The sequence below is a fragment of the Actinomadura sp. CNU-125 genome, from assembly GCF_001942465.1.
GTDB lineage: Bacteria > Actinomycetota > Actinomycetes > Streptosporangiales > Streptosporangiaceae > Spirillospora.
Window position 1 is genome coordinate 13,268 of the sequence record NZ_MKJY01000188.1, and the last position, 16,993, is coordinate 30,260.

The 16,993-nt window shown below is 72.9% G+C and carries 8 protein-coding genes and 5 pseudogenes; 5 read left to right on the forward strand and 8 right to left on the reverse strand.

The window, feature by feature from the left end; translation table 11 throughout:
* Positions 1-209: 209 nt before the first annotated feature.
* From BJF79_RS67120 to hflX, 6 genes and pseudogenes are all read right to left on the reverse strand, one after another.
* On the reverse strand, positions 210-821 hold the full coding sequence (locus tag BJF79_RS67120; protein WP_410050118.1) for a ComEC/Rec2 family competence protein: 612 nt from the start codon (positions 819-821) through the stop codon (positions 210-212).
* Between the two features lie 286 nt (positions 822-1,107).
* A pseudogene (locus BJF79_RS61030) lies at positions 1,108-1,332 on the reverse strand (ComEC/Rec2 family competence protein); the annotation flags it as partial.
* A gap of 131 nt (positions 1,333-1,463) precedes the next feature.
* Positions 1,464-2,498, reverse strand: a pseudogene (locus BJF79_RS61035) (ComEC/Rec2 family competence protein); the annotation flags it as partial.
* A gap of 64 nt (positions 2,499-2,562) precedes the next feature.
* Positions 2,563-3,285 (reverse strand): ComEA family DNA-binding protein, encoded by a 723-nt coding sequence (locus BJF79_RS21805; RefSeq protein ID WP_075900036.1) that lies wholly within the window; start codon positions 3,283-3,285, stop codon positions 2,563-2,565.
* Positions 3,286-3,640: 355 nt separating this feature from the next.
* The gene (gene hutI, locus BJF79_RS21810) at positions 3,641-4,855 is read right to left on the reverse strand and encodes an imidazolonepropionase (protein ID WP_075900038.1); all 1,215 of its coding nucleotides are present in this window, start codon (positions 4,853-4,855) and stop codon (positions 3,641-3,643) included.
* A 393-nt stretch (positions 4,856-5,248) separates the two neighbouring features.
* Positions 5,249-6,667 (reverse strand): GTPase HflX, encoded by a 1,419-nt coding sequence (gene hflX, locus BJF79_RS21815; RefSeq protein WP_075900040.1) that lies wholly within the window; start codon positions 6,665-6,667, stop codon positions 5,249-5,251.
* A 277-nt stretch (positions 6,668-6,944) separates the two neighbouring features.
* Here hflX and aceB point away from each other — a divergent pair.
* The 5 genes and pseudogenes from aceB (at position 6,945) to BJF79_RS21840 (ending at position 13,593) form a co-directional block, all read left to right on the forward strand.
* Positions 6,945-8,550 (forward strand): annotated as a pseudogene (aceB, locus tag BJF79_RS21820) (malate synthase A).
* A gap of 113 nt (positions 8,551-8,663) precedes the next feature.
* Positions 8,664-10,111 (forward strand): annotated as a pseudogene (locus BJF79_RS21825) (FAD-linked oxidase C-terminal domain-containing protein).
* Positions 10,111-11,367 (forward strand): FAD-binding oxidoreductase, encoded by a 1,257-nt coding sequence (locus tag BJF79_RS21830; RefSeq protein WP_083733648.1) that lies wholly within the window; start codon positions 10,111-10,113, stop codon positions 11,365-11,367. The pseudogene BJF79_RS21825 and the gene BJF79_RS21830 overlap by 1 nt, the downstream one beginning before the upstream one ends.
* Positions 11,367-12,697, forward strand: a pseudogene (locus BJF79_RS21835) ((Fe-S)-binding protein). The gene BJF79_RS21830 and the pseudogene BJF79_RS21835 overlap by 1 nt, the downstream one beginning before the upstream one ends.
* Positions 12,698-12,843: 146 nt before the next feature.
* Positions 12,844-13,593: a hypothetical protein gene (locus tag BJF79_RS21840; RefSeq protein ID WP_075900042.1), complete on the forward strand. Its 750-nt coding sequence runs from the start codon at positions 12,844-12,846 to the stop codon at positions 13,591-13,593.
* Here BJF79_RS21840 and BJF79_RS21845 read toward each other — a convergent pair.
* Complete coding sequence (locus BJF79_RS21845) at positions 13,566-14,972, reverse strand: ABC transporter family substrate-binding protein (protein ID WP_262402386.1); 1,407 nt, start codon at positions 14,970-14,972, stop codon at positions 13,566-13,568. The genes BJF79_RS21840 and BJF79_RS21845 overlap by 28 nt on opposite strands.
* A 371-nt stretch (positions 14,973-15,343) precedes the next feature.
* Positions 15,344-16,924 (reverse strand): ABC transporter ATP-binding protein, encoded by a 1,581-nt coding sequence (locus tag BJF79_RS51255; RefSeq protein ID WP_075900046.1) that lies wholly within the window; start codon positions 16,922-16,924, stop codon positions 15,344-15,346.
* Between the last annotated feature and the right edge of the window lie 69 nt (positions 16,925-16,993).

The following is a 16,993-nucleotide window of genomic DNA, read 5'->3' on the forward strand; positions in this document are numbered from 1 at the left end:
CGCAATGGCCCCCGGCGAAGGCGATCCCACCCGGGATATCCATCACAACCGTTCCTGAACAGCGACGTCCCCCGGGAAGCGATCCCGTGGCGTCTCGCAGCGACCCGCGGTTCCACGAGGCGGCACCATCCGCAGGACGGCACCATCCGCGAGGCGGCGTCATCCGCGGGCAGCGTCAGCTGCAGGGACGGCGGCATCTGCGGGGGGCGTCATCTGCGGGGGACGGTGGCGATGCCGGTGGACGTGCGGATCACGGCGATGTCTCCTTCGCGGTCGGTGCGGTGGATGCGGACGTGCAGGCGGCGCAGCAGGTCGAGGGTGGCGGGCGACGGGTGGCCGTAGTCGTTGTCGCGACCGACCGAGATGAGCGCGATGGAGGCTCTCGCCGCCGCCAGGAATCGGGCGTCCTGGCTTCGCGAACCGTGGTGCGGAACCTTCAGGACCTGGACGGGCGGCACGCCGTCCGCGAGGACGCGCTGGGCATCGGCCTCGATGTCGCCCGCGAGGAGCGCGCTGAAACCCGGGCTGCGCGCCACCAGGACGACACTGGCGTTGTTGATCGTGCTGCCGTCGTCGCCGCGGGCGAGGGGCGGACCGGTGGCGAGGGGGGCGATGACCTCCAGGGTGAGATCGCCGATGCGCCACCGCTGGCCGGTGAGTGCGGGACGGGCCGGGACGCCGCGGGCCAGGCGGGCGGCGCGGCCGGACGTGCGCGGGGTGGTGAGGACACGCCGGACGGTGCGGCCGTCGCGGACGCCGGGTGTCCCGTCGACGTGGTCGGCATGCGGATGGGTGATGACGAGGAGCGGGACGTCGGAGATCCCGAGGCGGTCGAGGCAGGCGTCGACCGGCCCGGGGGCCGGCCCGCGTCGACAACGACGGCGCGGCCGGGCCCGGCGGACAGCACGACCGTGTCGCCTGCCCGACGTCGCAGGCGACCATCCGCCAGCCGGGCGGCGGCCAGCCCGGGGCCGTCACCCGCAGGGCGACCACCGCGATCAGGATCCCGGTGAGCAGCGCGGCCAGGAGCAGGCGCATGCGGGCGCTGCGCAGGACGAGGAAGATCGCACCCGCCGTGACCAGCAGGGTGAGCGCGCCGACCCCGCCCGCGAGCCACGGCACCGTCGCGTACGGGAGTTCGGCCGTGATGCGTGCGATCCCGATGATCCAGCCGACGGCGAGGCCCGCGGGACGGGCCAGGAGCCGTGCGGGCGTGAGCGAGAACGGTGCGATGACCGCGGCGGCCGCGCCGAGCAGCGTGGCCGGGGCGACGGCGGGCGCGACCAGGATGTTCGCGAAGACCGAGACGACACCGACCTCTCCGGACAGCATGACCAGGATCGGGGCGACCGCCGTCTGGGCCGCCGCCGCGACCGCGAGGCGTCCGCCAGCGGGCCCGGCAGGTGGCGGGCGAGCCGGTCGCGCCAGGCGGGGGCGAGGACGAGCAGCCCCGCGGTCGCCGCCACCGAGAGCGCGAACCCGTAGGACCGTGCCAGGGCGGGGTCGACCAGCACGAGGAGGAGGACCGCCGCACCGAGTGCGGGGAGTCCTTGCCGACGGCGTCCGGTGAACAGAGCGAGCAGGCCGACGACGCCCATGACGGTCGCGCGCAGCACGCTCGGCTCCGGCCGGACCACGACGACGAACGCGCATACCGCGAGGGCCGCCAGGGGCGGCGCTCGGCGGCGGCCGAGCCCGGCGAGGCGGCACAGCCCGATCACCGCGCCGATCACGATCGCCAGGTTCGCGCCGGACACGACGAGGAGGTGGGTGAGCCCCGCCGTCCGGAAGTCGTCCGCGAGATCGGGCGGGATCCGGGACGTGTCGCCCACCACCATGGCGGGCAGCACCCCACGCTGCCCGGGCGGAAGGTCTTCGGTGGCGGCGCGCAGCCTGGCGCGGACGGTCTCGGCGGCGCGCTGCACGCCGGACGGCGGGGACAGGTCGGACGGTGCGCCGCGGACGAGCACCACGGCCGCCAGCAGGTTGTCGCCGCGGGGTTCGCGGAACCTGCCGGTGAACCGCACCCGCTGGCTGGGGACGAGGCCAAGCCAGCGGCGGTCGTGCGCGATGAGCAGGACCGGGACGCGGACATCGGTGTGCCGCACGGTTTCCACGCGCGCCCGGACGGTGATCGTCCGCCGTGCCGAGGCGCTCGTTTGCGGGTCTCCGGTGACGACGGCCTCGGCGGTCGCGGTGCGTCCGGCGTGGGCCAGGTCGGGCACCGGGCCGGTGCCGACCGCGGTGGCGCGCAGCGCGACGCCGATCGCGGAGGCGGCGGCGCAGGCGAGCACCGCCCCGGCGATGATCGGGCGCGGTGCCGCCTCGGCCCGGCGGGGCACCAGGACGACGATGGCGGCGACGCCGCGGCGGCCGCCAGGACGTACGACACGGCCGGGGCGACCCCGATGGCGACGGCGGCCGTCAGCCACGCCGCCAGGGCGGGCAGGACGAGCCGGAGATCGTGGTTCATTCCGCACCCCGCCCGCACAGCGCACGGAAGATCGGTTCAGCGTTCATTGGGCTTCCTTTGTGCGTCCCCCGCCTCTGGGTGGGAGACGGTCAAATGCGCACTCGTGACTTGAGGTCGGCAAAGCGGCTGGCACCGATGCCGTTGACGTCCTGGAGTTGTTCGACGGAGCGGAAGCCGCCGTTCTGGGTGCGGTACTCGATGATGCGAGCGGCGAGGACCGGCCCCACGCCGGGCAGCTCGTCGAGCTGGTCGACGGTGGCGGTGTTGAGGTTCACCGGCGTCCCGCCGCCGCTCGGCGCCGTCGGCGATACGCCGGGCGGCGGCGTCGGGGCGGGGACGCCCACCGGGATCTGCTCCCCGTCCACCACCTTGCGGGCGAGGTTGAGGGGGCCCGTCTTCGCACCCCGCCGAACGCCTCCGGCCGCCTTGATCGCCTCGGCTACGCGGGAGCCCGCCGGGAGCGTGATCACGCCTGGTTTCTGCACTTTTCCGAGAACGTGGACGACGACCGTGCCGGAGGGTTGCGTGGGCGGTCCGGGGCCGCTCGCCCCGCTCGGCGCGTCCGTCCCGCTCGGGCCTGCAGCGAGCGTCGCGGCGCTCGCGTCCGGCTCCGGTGCGGCCTGCGGGCGCGGCCGGGACGCCCACAGGTACCCGGCGGCCACCACGGCGGCGATCACCGCGACGATGACGAGTGCGCGGACGCCCGGACGGTCGGGTGCCGCGCGTAAGCGGGCCGCGGGCGGTTCCCGCGGGGGCGCGGCCGGGGCCCGCACCCGATCGGCGAGTGCCTGCAGACGGTCGGACGCTCTCATGTCGCCGACGTTAAAAGGCCGTGGTGCGGCGTCGTCCAAGATTTCGCGGCTGTGGATAACTTCGGTCGCCGCGCCCGGGGACCGTGCCCCGCCGGCGTCCGGAAGGCGGTACCGTCCACGTTTCGATGCCGGCCAGGCTGCGAGGCGGTCCGTCGTCTCTTGGCGTTCCGCACCCCTGATGCCGCCCGCGCCCTGACGCCGTCCGTGGGTTGGCACCGTCCGCGTCGTGCCCTGGCATCGTCCGTGGGTTGGCACCGTCCGCGTCCGCGCCCTGGTGCCGTCCGTGGGTCGGGGCCGGGCGTGGTGCGCCCGGCTCTTGGGTGACGTGCGCTCGGCGGGTCGGGAGGTCCGAGGGTCAGGGCTGGACGGGGACTCCGCCTCGCCATACGCGGTGGGCGCGGAGGCCGAAGGCCCAGGCGAAGGCGCCCTCGTGGTCGGCGTCCCACAGCACGATGTCGGCGAGCATGCCGGGGGCGAGGGAGCCGCGGTCGCCGTAGCGGAGGGCCGCGGCGCCGCCGAGGGTGGCGGCGCGGAGCGCCTCGGTGACGCTGAGGCCGAACATGGCGACGGCGAGGCCGATGACCAGGGGCATGGAGGTGATGCCGCACTGGCCCGGGTTGTGGTCGGTGCCGAGGGCGACGGTGACGCCGCGGTCGAGCATCTGCCGGACGGGCGCGGGGGCGCGGCTGCTGTTGAGGGCGCTGCCGGGGCAGACGGTGGCGGTGACGCCGGCGTGGGCGAGCGCCTTGATGTCGTCGTCGTTGGCCTGGGTGAGCAGGTCGGCGGAGGCGCAGCCGACCTCGGCGGCGACCTGGGCGGCGCCGACGCGCTCGTTGGCGCAGGCGTGCATGCGGGCCTTCAGGCCCGCGCGCTTGCCGGTGAGCAGGAGGGCGCGGGCCTCCTCGGCGGTGAAGTGGCCCTCGTCGCAGTAGACGTCGATGCTGTCGGCACCGGCGACGGCGGCGTCGCCGGCCCAGAGGCGGACGGCCTCGATGTAGTCGCGGCGGCGGCCGAAGAACTCCGGCGGGAGGATGTGCGCGGCGAGGAACGTCGCGTGGATGCGCGGCATCGACGGCTCGGATTCGAGGGAGCGCAGCATCCGGATGTCGGCGAGCTCGCCGTCGCGGGTGAGGTGGTAGCCGGTCTTGGCCTCGACGGTGGTGGTCCCGGCGATGATCCACTGGCGGAGGCGTTCGCGGACGCCGTTGCACAGGGTCCAGGGGTCGGTGCCGCGGGTGACGGTGACGGTCGAGTTGACGCCGCCGCCCGCCGCCGCGATGGCCGAGTGGGACGAGCCGCTGGTGCGCATGGCGAGTTCGGCCCAGCGGTTCCCCGCGTAGACGGGGTGGGCGTGGGCGTCGATGAGCCCGGGGGTGACGAGACCGCCGCCGAGGTTCTCCACGTGGTCGACGTCGACGATGTCGTCGATGACGCCGGGGACGCTCTGCGGGAGGTCGGACGCGGGGCCGGCCCAGACGATCCGGTCGTCGTGGATGAGCACGGCGGCGTTGCTGCAGACGTCGGTGCCCGTCCAGAGCCTGCCGATGTTCGTCAACAGCCGTACCGTCATTGGTTCACCGGCCCTGATGAGACGACGTACCGGACGCCATGAAGTGGTCCACCTGCTCTCGATCCGAAACGCCGACTGGGTGCCGGCGATTCACCGTTGGAGGGTTGGGTGATCGTGCGACCACCACAGGCAACGCGACCGGAGATATCGGTTCCGTCACGGTAGTGCACTGACGGCCCGTCCGACAACCTTTGAACGCGGTGCATCGACGGACATCACCTCGTCCTAGCCCTATGACCGTACGGAATTCGACCGAACCGTCAAGTCGATTGGCGAAGCTGTCACCGTACGGCGACCGTGCGCACATTTAGGAATGGCCGGAATTCGGTCGATTCTCGACCGAAAACCCCGCCGAACGGACGTCCGGCGGGGTTCGCGATCACTCGGAACGGGTCAGGCCGAGGCGGCCTCGAACCGGGCGAGTTCGGCGGCGAGGTCTTCGGGCACACGCGCGTGCAGCATCGTGCCCTCGGCGATGTGCTCCTGCTTGAGGACCTCGCCGCGCTCGTGGACCTGCGCGACCAGGTCGCCCCGCTCGTACGGGACGAGCACGTGCAGTTCGGCCTCGAGGCCGGGCAGCCCGGCTTCGATCGCCTCGCGCAGTTCCTCGATGCCGAAGCCGGTGCGGGCGGAGACGACGACGCTGTTCGGCTCGCGGCGCCGCAGCCGGGCGATCGCCAGTTCGTCCGCGGCGTCCGCCTTGTTGATCACGATGATCTCGGGGATGTTCTGGGCGTCGATCTCGCGCAGGACCTCCCGGACGGCGTCGATCTGCGCCTCCGGGTCGGGGTCGGAGCCGTCCACGACGTGCAGGACGAGTCCCGCGTCGGACACCTCTTCCAGCGTCGAGCGGAACGCCTCGACGAGCTGGTGCGGCAGGTGCCGGACGAACCCGACGGTGTCGGCCAGCGTGTAGGCGCGGCCGCCGGGGGTCTCGGCGCGCCGGACGGTCGGGTCGAGGGTGGCGAACAGGGCGTTCTCCACCAGGACCCCGGCGCCGGTGAGCCGGTTGAGCAGGGACGACTTGCCCGCGTTGGTGTAGCCGGCGATGGCGACGGCCGGCACCTCGTGGCGGCGCCGTCCGCCGCGCTTGGTGTCGCGCGACTTGGACATTTCGGCGATCTGGCGGCGCAGCTTGGCCATCCGGGTGCGGATCCGCCGCCGGTCCAGCTCGATCTTGGTCTCGCCGGGTCCGCGGCCGCCGATCCCGACGCCGCCGGCGGCGCGGCCGCCGACCTGCCGGGACAGGTTGCCGCCCCAGCCGCGCAGGCGGGGCAGCAGGTAGTCGAGCTGGGCGAGCTCGACCTGCGCCTTGCCCTCGCGGCTCTTGGCGTGCTGGGCGAAGATGTCGAGGATCAGGGCCGTCCGGTCGATGACCTTGACCTGGACGGTCTCCTCAAGGTGCCGCAGCTGGCTGGGGGCGAGTTCGCCGTCGCAGATGACGGTGTCGGCGCCGGTGGCGATGACGACGTCGCGCAGTTCGGCGGCCTTGCCGGAACCGATGTAGGTGGCCGGGTCGGGCCGGGAGCGGCGCTGCACGAGTCCTTCGAGCACTTCGGACCCGGCGGTCTCGGCGAGCAGCGCGAGTTCGCGCAGGGAGTTCTCGGCGGCCTCGGCGGTGCCCTCGGTCCAGACGCCCACCAGGACGACCCGCTCCAGCCGCAGGGAACGGTATTCGACCTCGGTGACGTCGGTCAGTTCGGTGGACAGCCCGGCGACGCGACGCAGTGCCCGCCGGTCCTCTAGGTCGAGTTCGCCGGTCATCGGCTCGAACTCGTCCGTGGTCTGGTCTGCACTGAAAAGTTGAGTCATATGTCCTCGGTAGAACGCCGCGGCGCGGCTGTGTCTTCCCGGCGATCGTCTCACGCGGCGTCCCCCGCGTCACCTGCTTAAGCACCGGTTCCGCGGCGGGGGCCGCCGTGGGCCCGCGGTGGGTTGCGGCGGGCGCCGGAGGGGAGGGCAGGAGCAGGACGCGCTCGGGACGCGAAAGCGGCCGCAGGCCGGGGCCCGCGTTGACCGGCGCACGTACCGCCAAGTAACGTTCTTCGCGTAACAGAAACGAAATTTCGCTATACGAAAGGGCGCGCAGATGGGCAACGAGGACGGCATCGAGATCGCCGGGCCGCTCGGCGACCGGTACGAGGAGATCCTGACGCCGGAGGCGCTCGGCCTGCTCGCCGCCCTGCAGCGCGAGCTGGGCGGCCGCCGCAAGGAGCTCCTCGCGGCCCGCGCCGAGCGGCAGCGCCGGCTGTCGGCGGGTGGGACGCTCGACTTCCTCCCCGAGACCGCGAGCGTCCGGGCGGACGACTCGTGGCGCGTCGCCGACCCCGCGCCGGGGCTCGAGGACCGCCGCGTCGAGATCACCGGGCCGACCGACCGGAAGATGACGATCAACGCGCTGAACTCTGGCGCGAAGGTGTGGCTGGCCGACTTCGAGGACGCCAACACCCCGCTGTGGAACAACATGATCGAGGGGCAGCTCAACCTCCGGGACGCCCTCGACCGCACCATCGACTTCACCGACGCCAAGAGCGGCAAGTCCTACGCGCTCAAGGACGACGGCGAGCTGGCGACCATCGTGGTCCGGCCGCGCGGCTGGCACATGGAGGAGAAGCACCTGCTGATCGACGGCGAGCCCATGTCCGGGTCGCTGTTCGACTTCGGTCTTTACCTCTTCCACAGCGCGCAGCGGCAGATCGACAAGGGCAAGGCCCCTACTTCTACCTGCCGAAGATGGAGGCCCACCAGGAGGCGCGGCTCTGGAACGACGCCTTCAACCTGGCCCAGGACCACCTGAACATCCCGCGCGGCACCATCCGCGCGACCGTCCTGATCGAGACGATCCCGGCCGCGTTCGAGATGGAGGAGATCCTCTACGAGCTGCGCGACCACTCGGCGGGCCTGAACGCCGGCCGCTGGGACTACCTGTTCTCGGTCATCAAGAAGTTCCGCGACCGCGGCACCGACTTCGTCCTGCCCGAGCGCAACGCGATCACGATGACGGCGCCGTTCATGCGGGCCTACACCGAGCTGCTGGTGCGCAGCTGCCACAAGCGCGGCGCGCACGCGATCGGCGGCATGGCGGCGTTCATCCCGTCCCGCCGGGACGAAGAGGTCAACAAGGTCGCGCTGGAGAAGGTGCGGGGCGACAAGACGCGCGAGTCCGGCGACGGGTTCGACGGTTCCTGGGTCGCGCACCCCGACCTGGTCCCGGTCTGCCGCGAGGTCTTCGACGGCGTCCTGGGCGACAAGCCCAACCAGCGCGAGCGGCTCCGCGAGGACGTGAACGTCACCGCCGCCGACCTGCTCGACATCAAGGCGACGCCCGGCGACATCACCGAGGCGGGACTGCGCGGCAACGTCGACGTGGCGCTGCGCTACCTGGCGACCTGGCTGGACGGTGCGGGCGCGTCGCGATCCACAACCTGATGGAGGACGCGGCCACCGCCGAGATCTCCCGCTCGCAGGTGTGGCAGTGGATCTACAACGGCGTCTCCACCGCCGAGGGCCGGAAGATCACCAAGGAGTGGGTGGAGGAGCTGCTGGACGAGGAGCTCGGCAAGATCCGCGCCGAGCTGGGCGACGCGTTCAACGAGCCCCGCTACGACCAGGCCGTGGCCCTGTTCAAGGAGGTCACCCTGGCCGACGACTACTCCGAGTTCCTCACCACCCCCGCCTACGAGCGGATGAGCTGACCCGGATGGTTTGACCGGGTGGTTCGACCGGCCGGGCAGGCCGCGGTGGTCCACGGGCCACCGCGGTCGCCCGTGCATTGCGGGTGGGCGGGGGCAGGGAGGATCGTGCAGGGATGGAGCCGGAGCTGGAGGCGCTCGCGCGGCGCCTGAACGCGTCGCTGGGACCGGAACGGATCATCACCGACGCCGTGCGGCTGCGGACGTACGAGTGCGACGGGCTGACGAACCATCGGTGCACGCCCGCCCTCGTCGTCCTGCCGGACACGGCCGAGCAGGTCGCGGCGGTCGTCCGGGAGTGCGCGGCGGCGGGCGTCCCGTACGTGGCGCGCGGATCGGGGACGGGCCTGTCGGGCGGGGCGCTCCCCCGCGCGGACGGCGTCCTGATCGTGACGTCGCGGATGCGGCGGATCCTGGAGATCGATGTTCCCGGGCAGCGGGCGGTGGTGGAGCCCGGGGTGATCAACCTGGACGTGACGCGGGCCGCGCGGCCGTACGGGTACTACTTCGCACCCGACCCGTCCAGCCAGCAGATCTGCTCGGTCGGCGGGAACGTCGCGGAGAACTCCGGCGGCGCGCACTGCCTCAAGTACGGGTTCACCGCGCACCACGTGCTGGCCTGCGAGGTCGTCACGCCGGACGGGGAGCTGGTGGAGCTGTCGGCGGACGGCCCGGGCTACGACCTGCTCGGCGTGTTCGTCGGCGCGGAAGGGACGCTCGGCATCACCACGAAGATCACCGTACGGCTGACGCGGGTGCCCGAGACGGTGCAGACGCTGCTCGCGGCGTTCGGGTCGATCGAGGCGGGCGGGACGGCGGTGTCGGCGATCATCGGCGCGGGCGTCGTCCCGGCGGCGATCGAGATGATGGACGCGCTGTCGATCGAGGCGGCCGAGGCGGCGGTGCGGTGCGAGTACCCGCCGGGCGCGGGCGCGTGCTGATCGTGGAGCTGGACGGTCCGGAGGCGGAGGTCGCGGCGCAGTTCGCGCAGGTCGAGCGGTTGTGCCGGGACGCGGGCGCGTTCGAGATCCGGGTGGCGGCGGACGACGCGGAGCGGGCGCTGATCTGGACGGGCCGCAAGTCCGCGTTCGCGGCGGTGGGCCGGATCAGCCCCGCCTACATCGTCCAGGACGGCGTCATCCCAAGGACGGCTCTGCCGCGGGTGCTCGCGCGCATCGACGAACTGTCGGCCGAGTCCGGGGTGCGGGTCGCGAACGTCTTCCACGCGGGGGACGGCAATCTGCATCCGCTGGTGTTGTTCGACGACGCCGAGGAGGGTGCGGGCGCGCGCGCAGAGGAAGTGTCGGGCGCGATCCTGGATCTCTGCATCGAGCATGGCGGGTCCATCACGGGCGAGCACGGCGTGGGGGTGGACAAGTCCCGGTACATGCCGCGCATGTTCACCGAGGCCGACCTGGACACCATGCAGATGGTTCGGTGCGGGTTCGACCCTGCGGGGCTCTGCAACCCCGGGAAGGTTTTCCCGACGCCGCGCCTCTGCGGAGAGGTTCCGGGAGTGCGCAAGGGACCCCACCCGTTCGAGGGAAAGGCGGACCTGTTCTGATGCGGCCCCGCGATGAGACCGGCGGCGCCACGACCGGCGGCGACGCCCCCGGCGGTACGCCCGGCGATGCGCTCGACGCCCTGGCGAAGGTCTGCGGCGACGTCCGTCCGGGCGAGCCGGAGGAGGGCGTGCTGGGCGTCGAGCCCGCCGTCGTCGCGGCGCCCGGGACGGTCGGCGAGGCCGCCGAGGTGATGCGCGTCGCCGCCGAGCACGGGCTGGCGGTCGTCCCGCGCGGCGGCGAGACCCGGCTGGACTGGGGGACGCCTCCGCACCGGTGCGATCTGATCGTGGACACGCGGCGGCTGGACCGCCTGGTGGAGCACGCGGCCGGAGACCTTGTGGCCACCGCGCAGGCGGGCATGCCGCTGGAACGGCTGAGCGAGGAGCTCGCAGGTAAAGAACAGCGGCTCGCCCTGGACTTGCCGATCCCCGGTTCCACAGTCGGCGGGACGATCGCGGCAGGCGCGGCGGGTCCGCTCCGGACCCTTTACGGAACCCCACGGAATCTGGTCATCGGGCTCACGATCGTCCGGGCGGACGGTCAATTGGCGAAGTCGGGTGGCAAGGTCGTCAAGAACGTCGCCGGATACGACCTCGGACGGCTGTTCTGCGGCTCGTACGGGACGCTGGGCCTCATCGTCGAAGCCACGTTCCGTCTGCATCCGATCCCAACGGCTCGCGCATTCGTCACGCGTCCCGTGGACGGCCCAGAGGAAGCACACGAAGCGGTGCAGGCTCTCTTGCATTCACCCGTGGTACCGAGTGCGGTCGAGTACCTCTCCCCTGGAACGGTGGCCGTCCTGCTGGAAGGCGTCCCGGACGGCGTCCGCGCGCGCGCCGCGCAAACGGTCGAACTGCTGGGCGACGCAGCGCGAGTCTCGGAGGACGCACCCGACGGATGGGGCCGCTACCCGGACGGCACGGTCCTGCTCGACGTCGCCGCACCCCCGCCCGCGCTCCGCGACCTGCTCACGGCCCTGCGGGAGGACGGCCACGGCCCCGCCGTGACGTGGAGCGGGGACGGGCACGGGTACGTGGGGCTGCCGTCAGACGGCGCACCGGCGGTCCTCGCCGGGGTGCGGGCCGCGCTGGCCCGCCACAAGGGCGGCGCGGTCGTCCGCTACGCCCCGCGGGACGTGCGCGACGCCGTCGACGTGTGGGGCCCGGTGCCCGCCCTGTCGCTGATGCGGCGCGTCAAGGACCAGTTCGACCCCGATCACAGGCTGTCCCCCGGCCGTTTCACGGGAGGAATCTGATGAGCGCCCCCTCGCCCGCATCCCCCTCGCCCGAACCGTCCGCGCCCGGATCGCCGAACGAGCTGACGAACCTGCTCGGCGACTGCGTGCACTGCGGTTTCTGCCTGCCGACCTGCCCCACGTACGTGCTGTGGGGCGAGGAGATGGACTCGCCGCGCGGCCGCATCCACCTGATGGACCAGCACGCGAAGGGCGAGCCGCTCGGCGGGCCGATGGTCGAGCACTTGACCGGTGCCTCGGCTGCATGGCGTGCGTGACGGCCTGCCCGTCGGGCGTCCGGTACGACCGGCTGATCGAGCTGACGCGGGCCGAGGTGGAGCGCGAGCATCCGCGACCGCTGCGGGACCGGGCCGTCCGCGAGCTGATCTTCCGGCTGTTCCCGTACCGGCGGCGGCTGCGGGCGCTGCGCGGGCCGCTGCGCGCGTACCAGCGGTCGGGTCTGGACCGGTTCGTCCGCCGTTCGGGGGTGCTGGAGCGCGTGTCGCCGTCGCTGGCGGCGATGGAACGGCTCGCGCCGCCGCTGGGCCCGGCGCCCCGGCTGCCGGAGCGCGTCGCCGCGCGCGGGGACCGGCGCGCCACGGTCGGGATGCTGGTGGGCTGCGTGCAGGGCGAGTTCTTCCCGGACGTCAACGCGGCGACGGCGCGCGTGCTGGCGCTGGAGGGGTGCGACGTCGTCGTCCCGCGCGGGCAGGGGTGCTGCGGCGCCCTGTCGATGCACGCCGGACGCGAGGACGAGGCGCGCGCGTTCGCCCGGCGGACGATCGAGGCGTTCGAGGGCGTGGACGTCGTCGTGGTGAACTCGGCGGGCTGCGGGTCGTCGATGAAGGAGTACCGGGCGCTGCTGGCCGGGGATCCGGCCTGGGCACGGCGGGCGGAGGGCCTGTCGGAACGCACCCGCGACGTCGCGGAGTTCCTCGCCGAGCTGGGCCCCCGCGCGGAGCGGCGGCCGCTTCCGGTCACCGTCGCCTACCACGACGCGTGCCACCTGTCGCACGCGCAGCGCGTGCGGAGCCAGCCTCGGGAGCTGCTCGCGGGGATCCCGGAACTGGACGTCCGGGAGATCGCCGATCCCGACGTCTGCTGCGGCTCGGCCGGAACCTACAACCTGCTGCGGCCGGACGCGGCGGGCGAACTCGGCGACCGGAAGGCGGCGAACGTGGCCGCGACCGGAGCCGAGCTGCTGGTCGCCGCGAACCCCGGATGCACGATGCAGATAGCGGGCGCGTTGCGCCGCCAGGGCACCGGCATCGCGATCGCGCACACCGTGGAGGTGCTCGACGCGTCCCTGCGGGGGCTCGGCCGGAACGCGCTCATCGAACGCGGTTCGTAGGCATTCGCCCTAGTGGTTCGGTATTTCTCGCGTCAAGGGCGGCCCGTCCGACATGAAATCGGGTGTCCGGTATCGTAACTGGCCGCCCACAGGCAGCACCCAGTAACCGATCCGAACGCAGGCGGGCCGAGGGGAGCACGGAGACCATGTCGTACGGCAACCAGCCGCGGTCCGCGGGACGCAGGCGGCGGAAACCGGAGCGGACCGGCGCCGGCCGGCTCGGCCTCGCCGGAGCGCTCACCGGCGCCGTCGGGATCGCCGCGATCGCCGCCGGGATCGTCGTCCTGCGGCCCGGATCCGGCGATGCGGGCGGCGGGTCGGAACCGGCGCGGGCCAGCGGCGCGAGCGGCGCCTCCCCGACGGTCGGCTCGCGGCCCGCGCCCGAGACCGGCGCGTCCGTGAGCTTCACCACCCCGGAGGGGTACGGCTACAGCCTCGCGGCCGTCGGGTCCGGGACGGACGCGAAGCCGCTCGGCGCGACCGAGGCGCCGCCCTCGGGGACGACGTACGCCTACGCCGACTACGTGCTGACGAACACGCAGCGCCGTCCCGTCCTCCTCGACTTCCCGGCCGACCTGTTCATGCCCGAGGCGCAGGTGCCGAAGGACGCGCAGGAGCGGTGCATGCCGCAGAGCGGCATCCCCGAGGACATGTGCACGCTGCCCAACCACAGCGAGATCATCGCCCGCGTCGACCGAGCCGAGCCCCCGTTCGAGGAGGCCGGCACGCGGATGATGCCCGCGGGCGCGTCCTATCTGGTGCGGATCGCCTCCGACCTTCCGGTCCGGACGGGCGTGTCGGCGGGCGACCTGAAGCTGTTCGTGTGGAACGCCCGCTACACCAGCGACCTCACGGGCATCGAACTGCCCTACCCGTCGTCGTCCGGGGCGTCCTGAGTGAACCCGATGTCCTCGTAGGCGGGCTGGTGGAAACCGCAGGCGCCGATGTTGGCGAGGTCGGCGCGCGCGGCGACGAGCTGGGGACGCTGGTACAGCGGCAGGACGAGCGCCTCCTGCCAGACCAGACGATCGGCACGGTTCACAAGGACGTGAACCTCCGATCCCATCGTCGTTAGGGCCCGTTCCAGGGCCGAGTCAATGGCCGCGGTCCCGCCCCCTGAATAGTTCTGCTGCACCCTCCCTTCACGTGGACGGGCGTAAACCGCCCTCATCGACGACACGGGGAACGGGGTCCCGAGCCACGAGAACGGGACGATGTCGAAGTCTCCCTTGGTGACATGCCGCCCGAACAGGTCCTCGGCCGGAACGGGCTCGATATCCACCCGGACGCCGATACGTTCGAGCAGCGCGCGCGCCAGTTCCCCCTCGCGTGTACCGATCGGCTGCCCGGCCGCGACGACGAACCGGAGCGCGAGCGTCCGCCCGTCCTTGACGCGGTACCGGCCCCGCATCGTCCAGCCCGCCTCGTCCAGGAGCCGGGCCGCCCGCGCCGGGTCATGGCGCCCGAAAGTGCCCGAGTTGTCGCGGTAGCCCTGCTGGGTGTTGACGTAGAAGTGGTTGCCGAGCGTCCGCACAGGCACTCCGAGGCCCGCGAGGTCGGAGCGGGCGATCGTCTCCCGCGCGATGCCGAGCATCACGGCGCGCCGGACCCGCTCGTCCGAGAGGATCGGCCCGCCGGCGTTGAACGTGAGAAGCCGCCGGTCCGGCCCGGCCGCCTGGCGCACCTCGGCGCCGGACGCCCGCCGGACGCGCCGCAGCGCGCCGGTGTCCAGCCCGACGTCCATCAGGTCGATCTCCCCGTTGGCGAACGCGCCCGGCATCGCCGCCGGGTCCATGGCCCGGTAGACGATCCGGTCGAGCTTCGCGGGCCGCCCCCACCAGCCGGGATCGCGCACGAGCGTGACCGTCTCGCCCGTCCGGTCGACGCCGGCGACCGTGAAGGGACCCGCGGTGACGGGCAGCCGGTCGCGCCACCCGCGGTTGAAAGCCCGGGGATCGGCGTAGGCGGCGGCCGGGTACAGCGGGCTGAACAGTCTCCGCCAGTCCGCGTACGGCCGCGCGAAGACGACCTTCACGACGTGCTCGTCCGCGCCGCGCTCGACGCGCTCGATGCGCCGGTACCCGGTGTCGTCGGCGATCTCGTACCGCGAACCCCGTCCGGACAGCGCGCGCGCCTGCGCAGCGAAGTCCCGGTATCCGATGGCCCGCCCGTCCGACCACCGCGCCTTCGGATTGAGCCGATAAACGACCGTCTGCCCACGCCCGGTGCGCTTTACCTCGGCCGAGCGAAGGTACTCCGGCACAGAATGCACCACGCCTTTCTCGTCCGCTCGCATGAGGTAGGGCAGAACCCCTTGCAGGACGCGTGCGGCCGATCCGGTTTTGCCGTTCACGTGGTGGAAGTTCCACTGCACGGGGAATTCCGGCAGCGCCCAACGCAACCTGCCCCCGTCCCGTAGACGATCGCGCGGCATCGGATTGACGTCCGAACGAGGCAACACGGCGGTCGCCGCCTGTTCGGCCCCGCCGCCGGTGCACCCGGCGCCCCCGCACATAACGGGCACCGCAAGGAGCACGACACCGATCCCCCACCGAACCCGGGTGGCCATATGCCTCTGCAGGACGGTTCCAAGCAGCCGGACGGCAGGGTGGGGGGCATCGCGGCGGGCGGGTCGTTGTCGGAGGGTCACGGGTGGGCTCCTTGCGGGGGGAGAGGGTGGTGGCAGGCGGCCTGGTGGTCGGGACGGGCCGTGGCGCGCGGCTGCGGGTCCGATGCGTCGCACGGGGTGCGCTGCACCGGGGCGAGCGCGGGATAGAGCGGGCAGCGCGGACGGAAGCGGCACCCGTCGGGAGGGTTCGCGGGGTCGGGGACGTCGCCGTGCAGGACGACGCGGGGGCGCGCGCGCTCAAGGATCGGGTCGGGTATCGGGATCGCGGCCAAAAGCGCGCGCGTGTACGGATGTGCAGGCGTCTCGTAGATCGCGGGGGTCGGGCCGAGTTCGACGATGCGGCCCATGTGCATGACCGCCACCCGGTCGGCGATCTGGTGCACGACCGCGAGGTCGTGTGCGACGAACACGTAGGCGAGGCCCAAGCGGGATTGGATCTCTTGCAGGAGGTTCAGCACGCCCGCCTGCACGTGCGCGTCCAGGGACGCCACGGGTTCGTCCAGGAGCAGGAGACGTGGTTCCAGGGCGAGAGCCCTGGCGATGCCCACGCGTTGCCTTTGCCCGCCCGACAGTTCGTGGGGGTAGCGGTCCGCGTGGGCGGGCTCCAGCCCCACGAGGTCCAGGAGTTCCCGGACGCGCTGTCGTGCGGGCAAACCGAACGCGGTCAGCGGTTCGGCGATGCTGGCGCGGACGCGCATTCGGGGGTTGAGCGACGCGAGCGGGTCCTGGAAGACGAGCTGGACGTCGCGTCGCAGTTCCTTGCGGCGGGCGCGGCGCAGCGTGGCGGTGTCCTCGCCGAGGACGGTCACACGGCCGCGGCGCGGAGCCGACAGCCGGAGAATCTCCAGCAGGGCGGTCGTTTTCCCGCAGCCGGACTCCCCCACCAGCGCGAGCGTCTCGCCCCGCCGGACGTCGAAGGTGATGCCGTCCACCGCCCGCACCGGCCCGTGGCCGCGGGCGAGCCCGTTCACCGCGAGCACCGCGGGGCCGGACGGGCGGGCGCGCGGCGCCGAGGGGGTCCGGGCGATGCGGGGCGCCGCGCGCAGGAGGTCGATCGTGCGGGGGTGCCTCGGGCCGCGGTAGATCTCCTCGACCGGGCCCTCCTCGACGGTGCGGCCGGCGTGCATCACCATGACGCGGTCGGCGATCCCGGCGACGACGCCGAGGTCGTGGGCGATGAGGACGATCGCGGTTCCGGACGCCCGCAGGGTGCGCAGCGCGTCCAGGATCTGCGCCTGCACGGTGACGTCGAGGCCCGCGGTGGGCTCGTCGGCGATGAGGACGGACGGGTCGTTCGCCATCGCCATTGCGATCAGCACGCGTCTCTGCATCCCACCCGAGAGTTCGTGGGGATACGCCCGCGCGCGCTTGGCGGCACCCGGGATGCCCACGCGTTCGAGCAGTTCGACGGCGTGCGCGCGCGCCGCCGTGCGACGGGTGCGCCGATGGATGCGGACGGCTTCCGCGATCTGGTCGCCGATCCTTTGGAAGGGATCGAGGGAGGAGAGGTCCTGGAACACCATCGCCAGGTCCTTGCCGCGTGTCCGGGACAGGTCGGCGTCGGATCGTCCGAGGAGTTCGGTGCCGTGCAGCCGCACCGACCCGTCGGCGCGCCGCCGTCCGGGAGGAGGCCGAGCACGGCGAGGGCGAGCGCGGTCTTGCCGGAG

What these genes read in the sequence shown, in the direction of transcription:
- hutI (WP_075900038.1), bottom strand. Translation starts at nt 4,855, where the DNA reads ATGACGGTACGGCTGTTGACGAACATCGGCAGGCTCTGGACGGGCACC.
- hflX (WP_075900040.1), bottom strand. Translation starts at nt 6,667, where the DNA reads ATGACTCAACTTTTCAGTGCAGACCAGACCACGGACGAGTTCGAGCCG.
- BJF79_RS21830 (WP_083733648.1), top strand. Translation starts at nt 10,111, where the DNA reads ATGCGGCCCCGCGATGAGACCGGCGGCGCCACGACCGGCGGCGACGCC.
- BJF79_RS21805 (WP_075900036.1), bottom strand. Translation starts at nt 3,285, where the DNA reads ATGAGAGCGTCCGACCGTCTGCAGGCACTCGCCGATCGGGTGCGGGCC.
- BJF79_RS21840 (WP_075900042.1), top strand. Translation starts at nt 12,844, where the DNA reads ATGTCGTACGGCAACCAGCCGCGGTCCGCGGGACGCAGGCGGCGGAAA.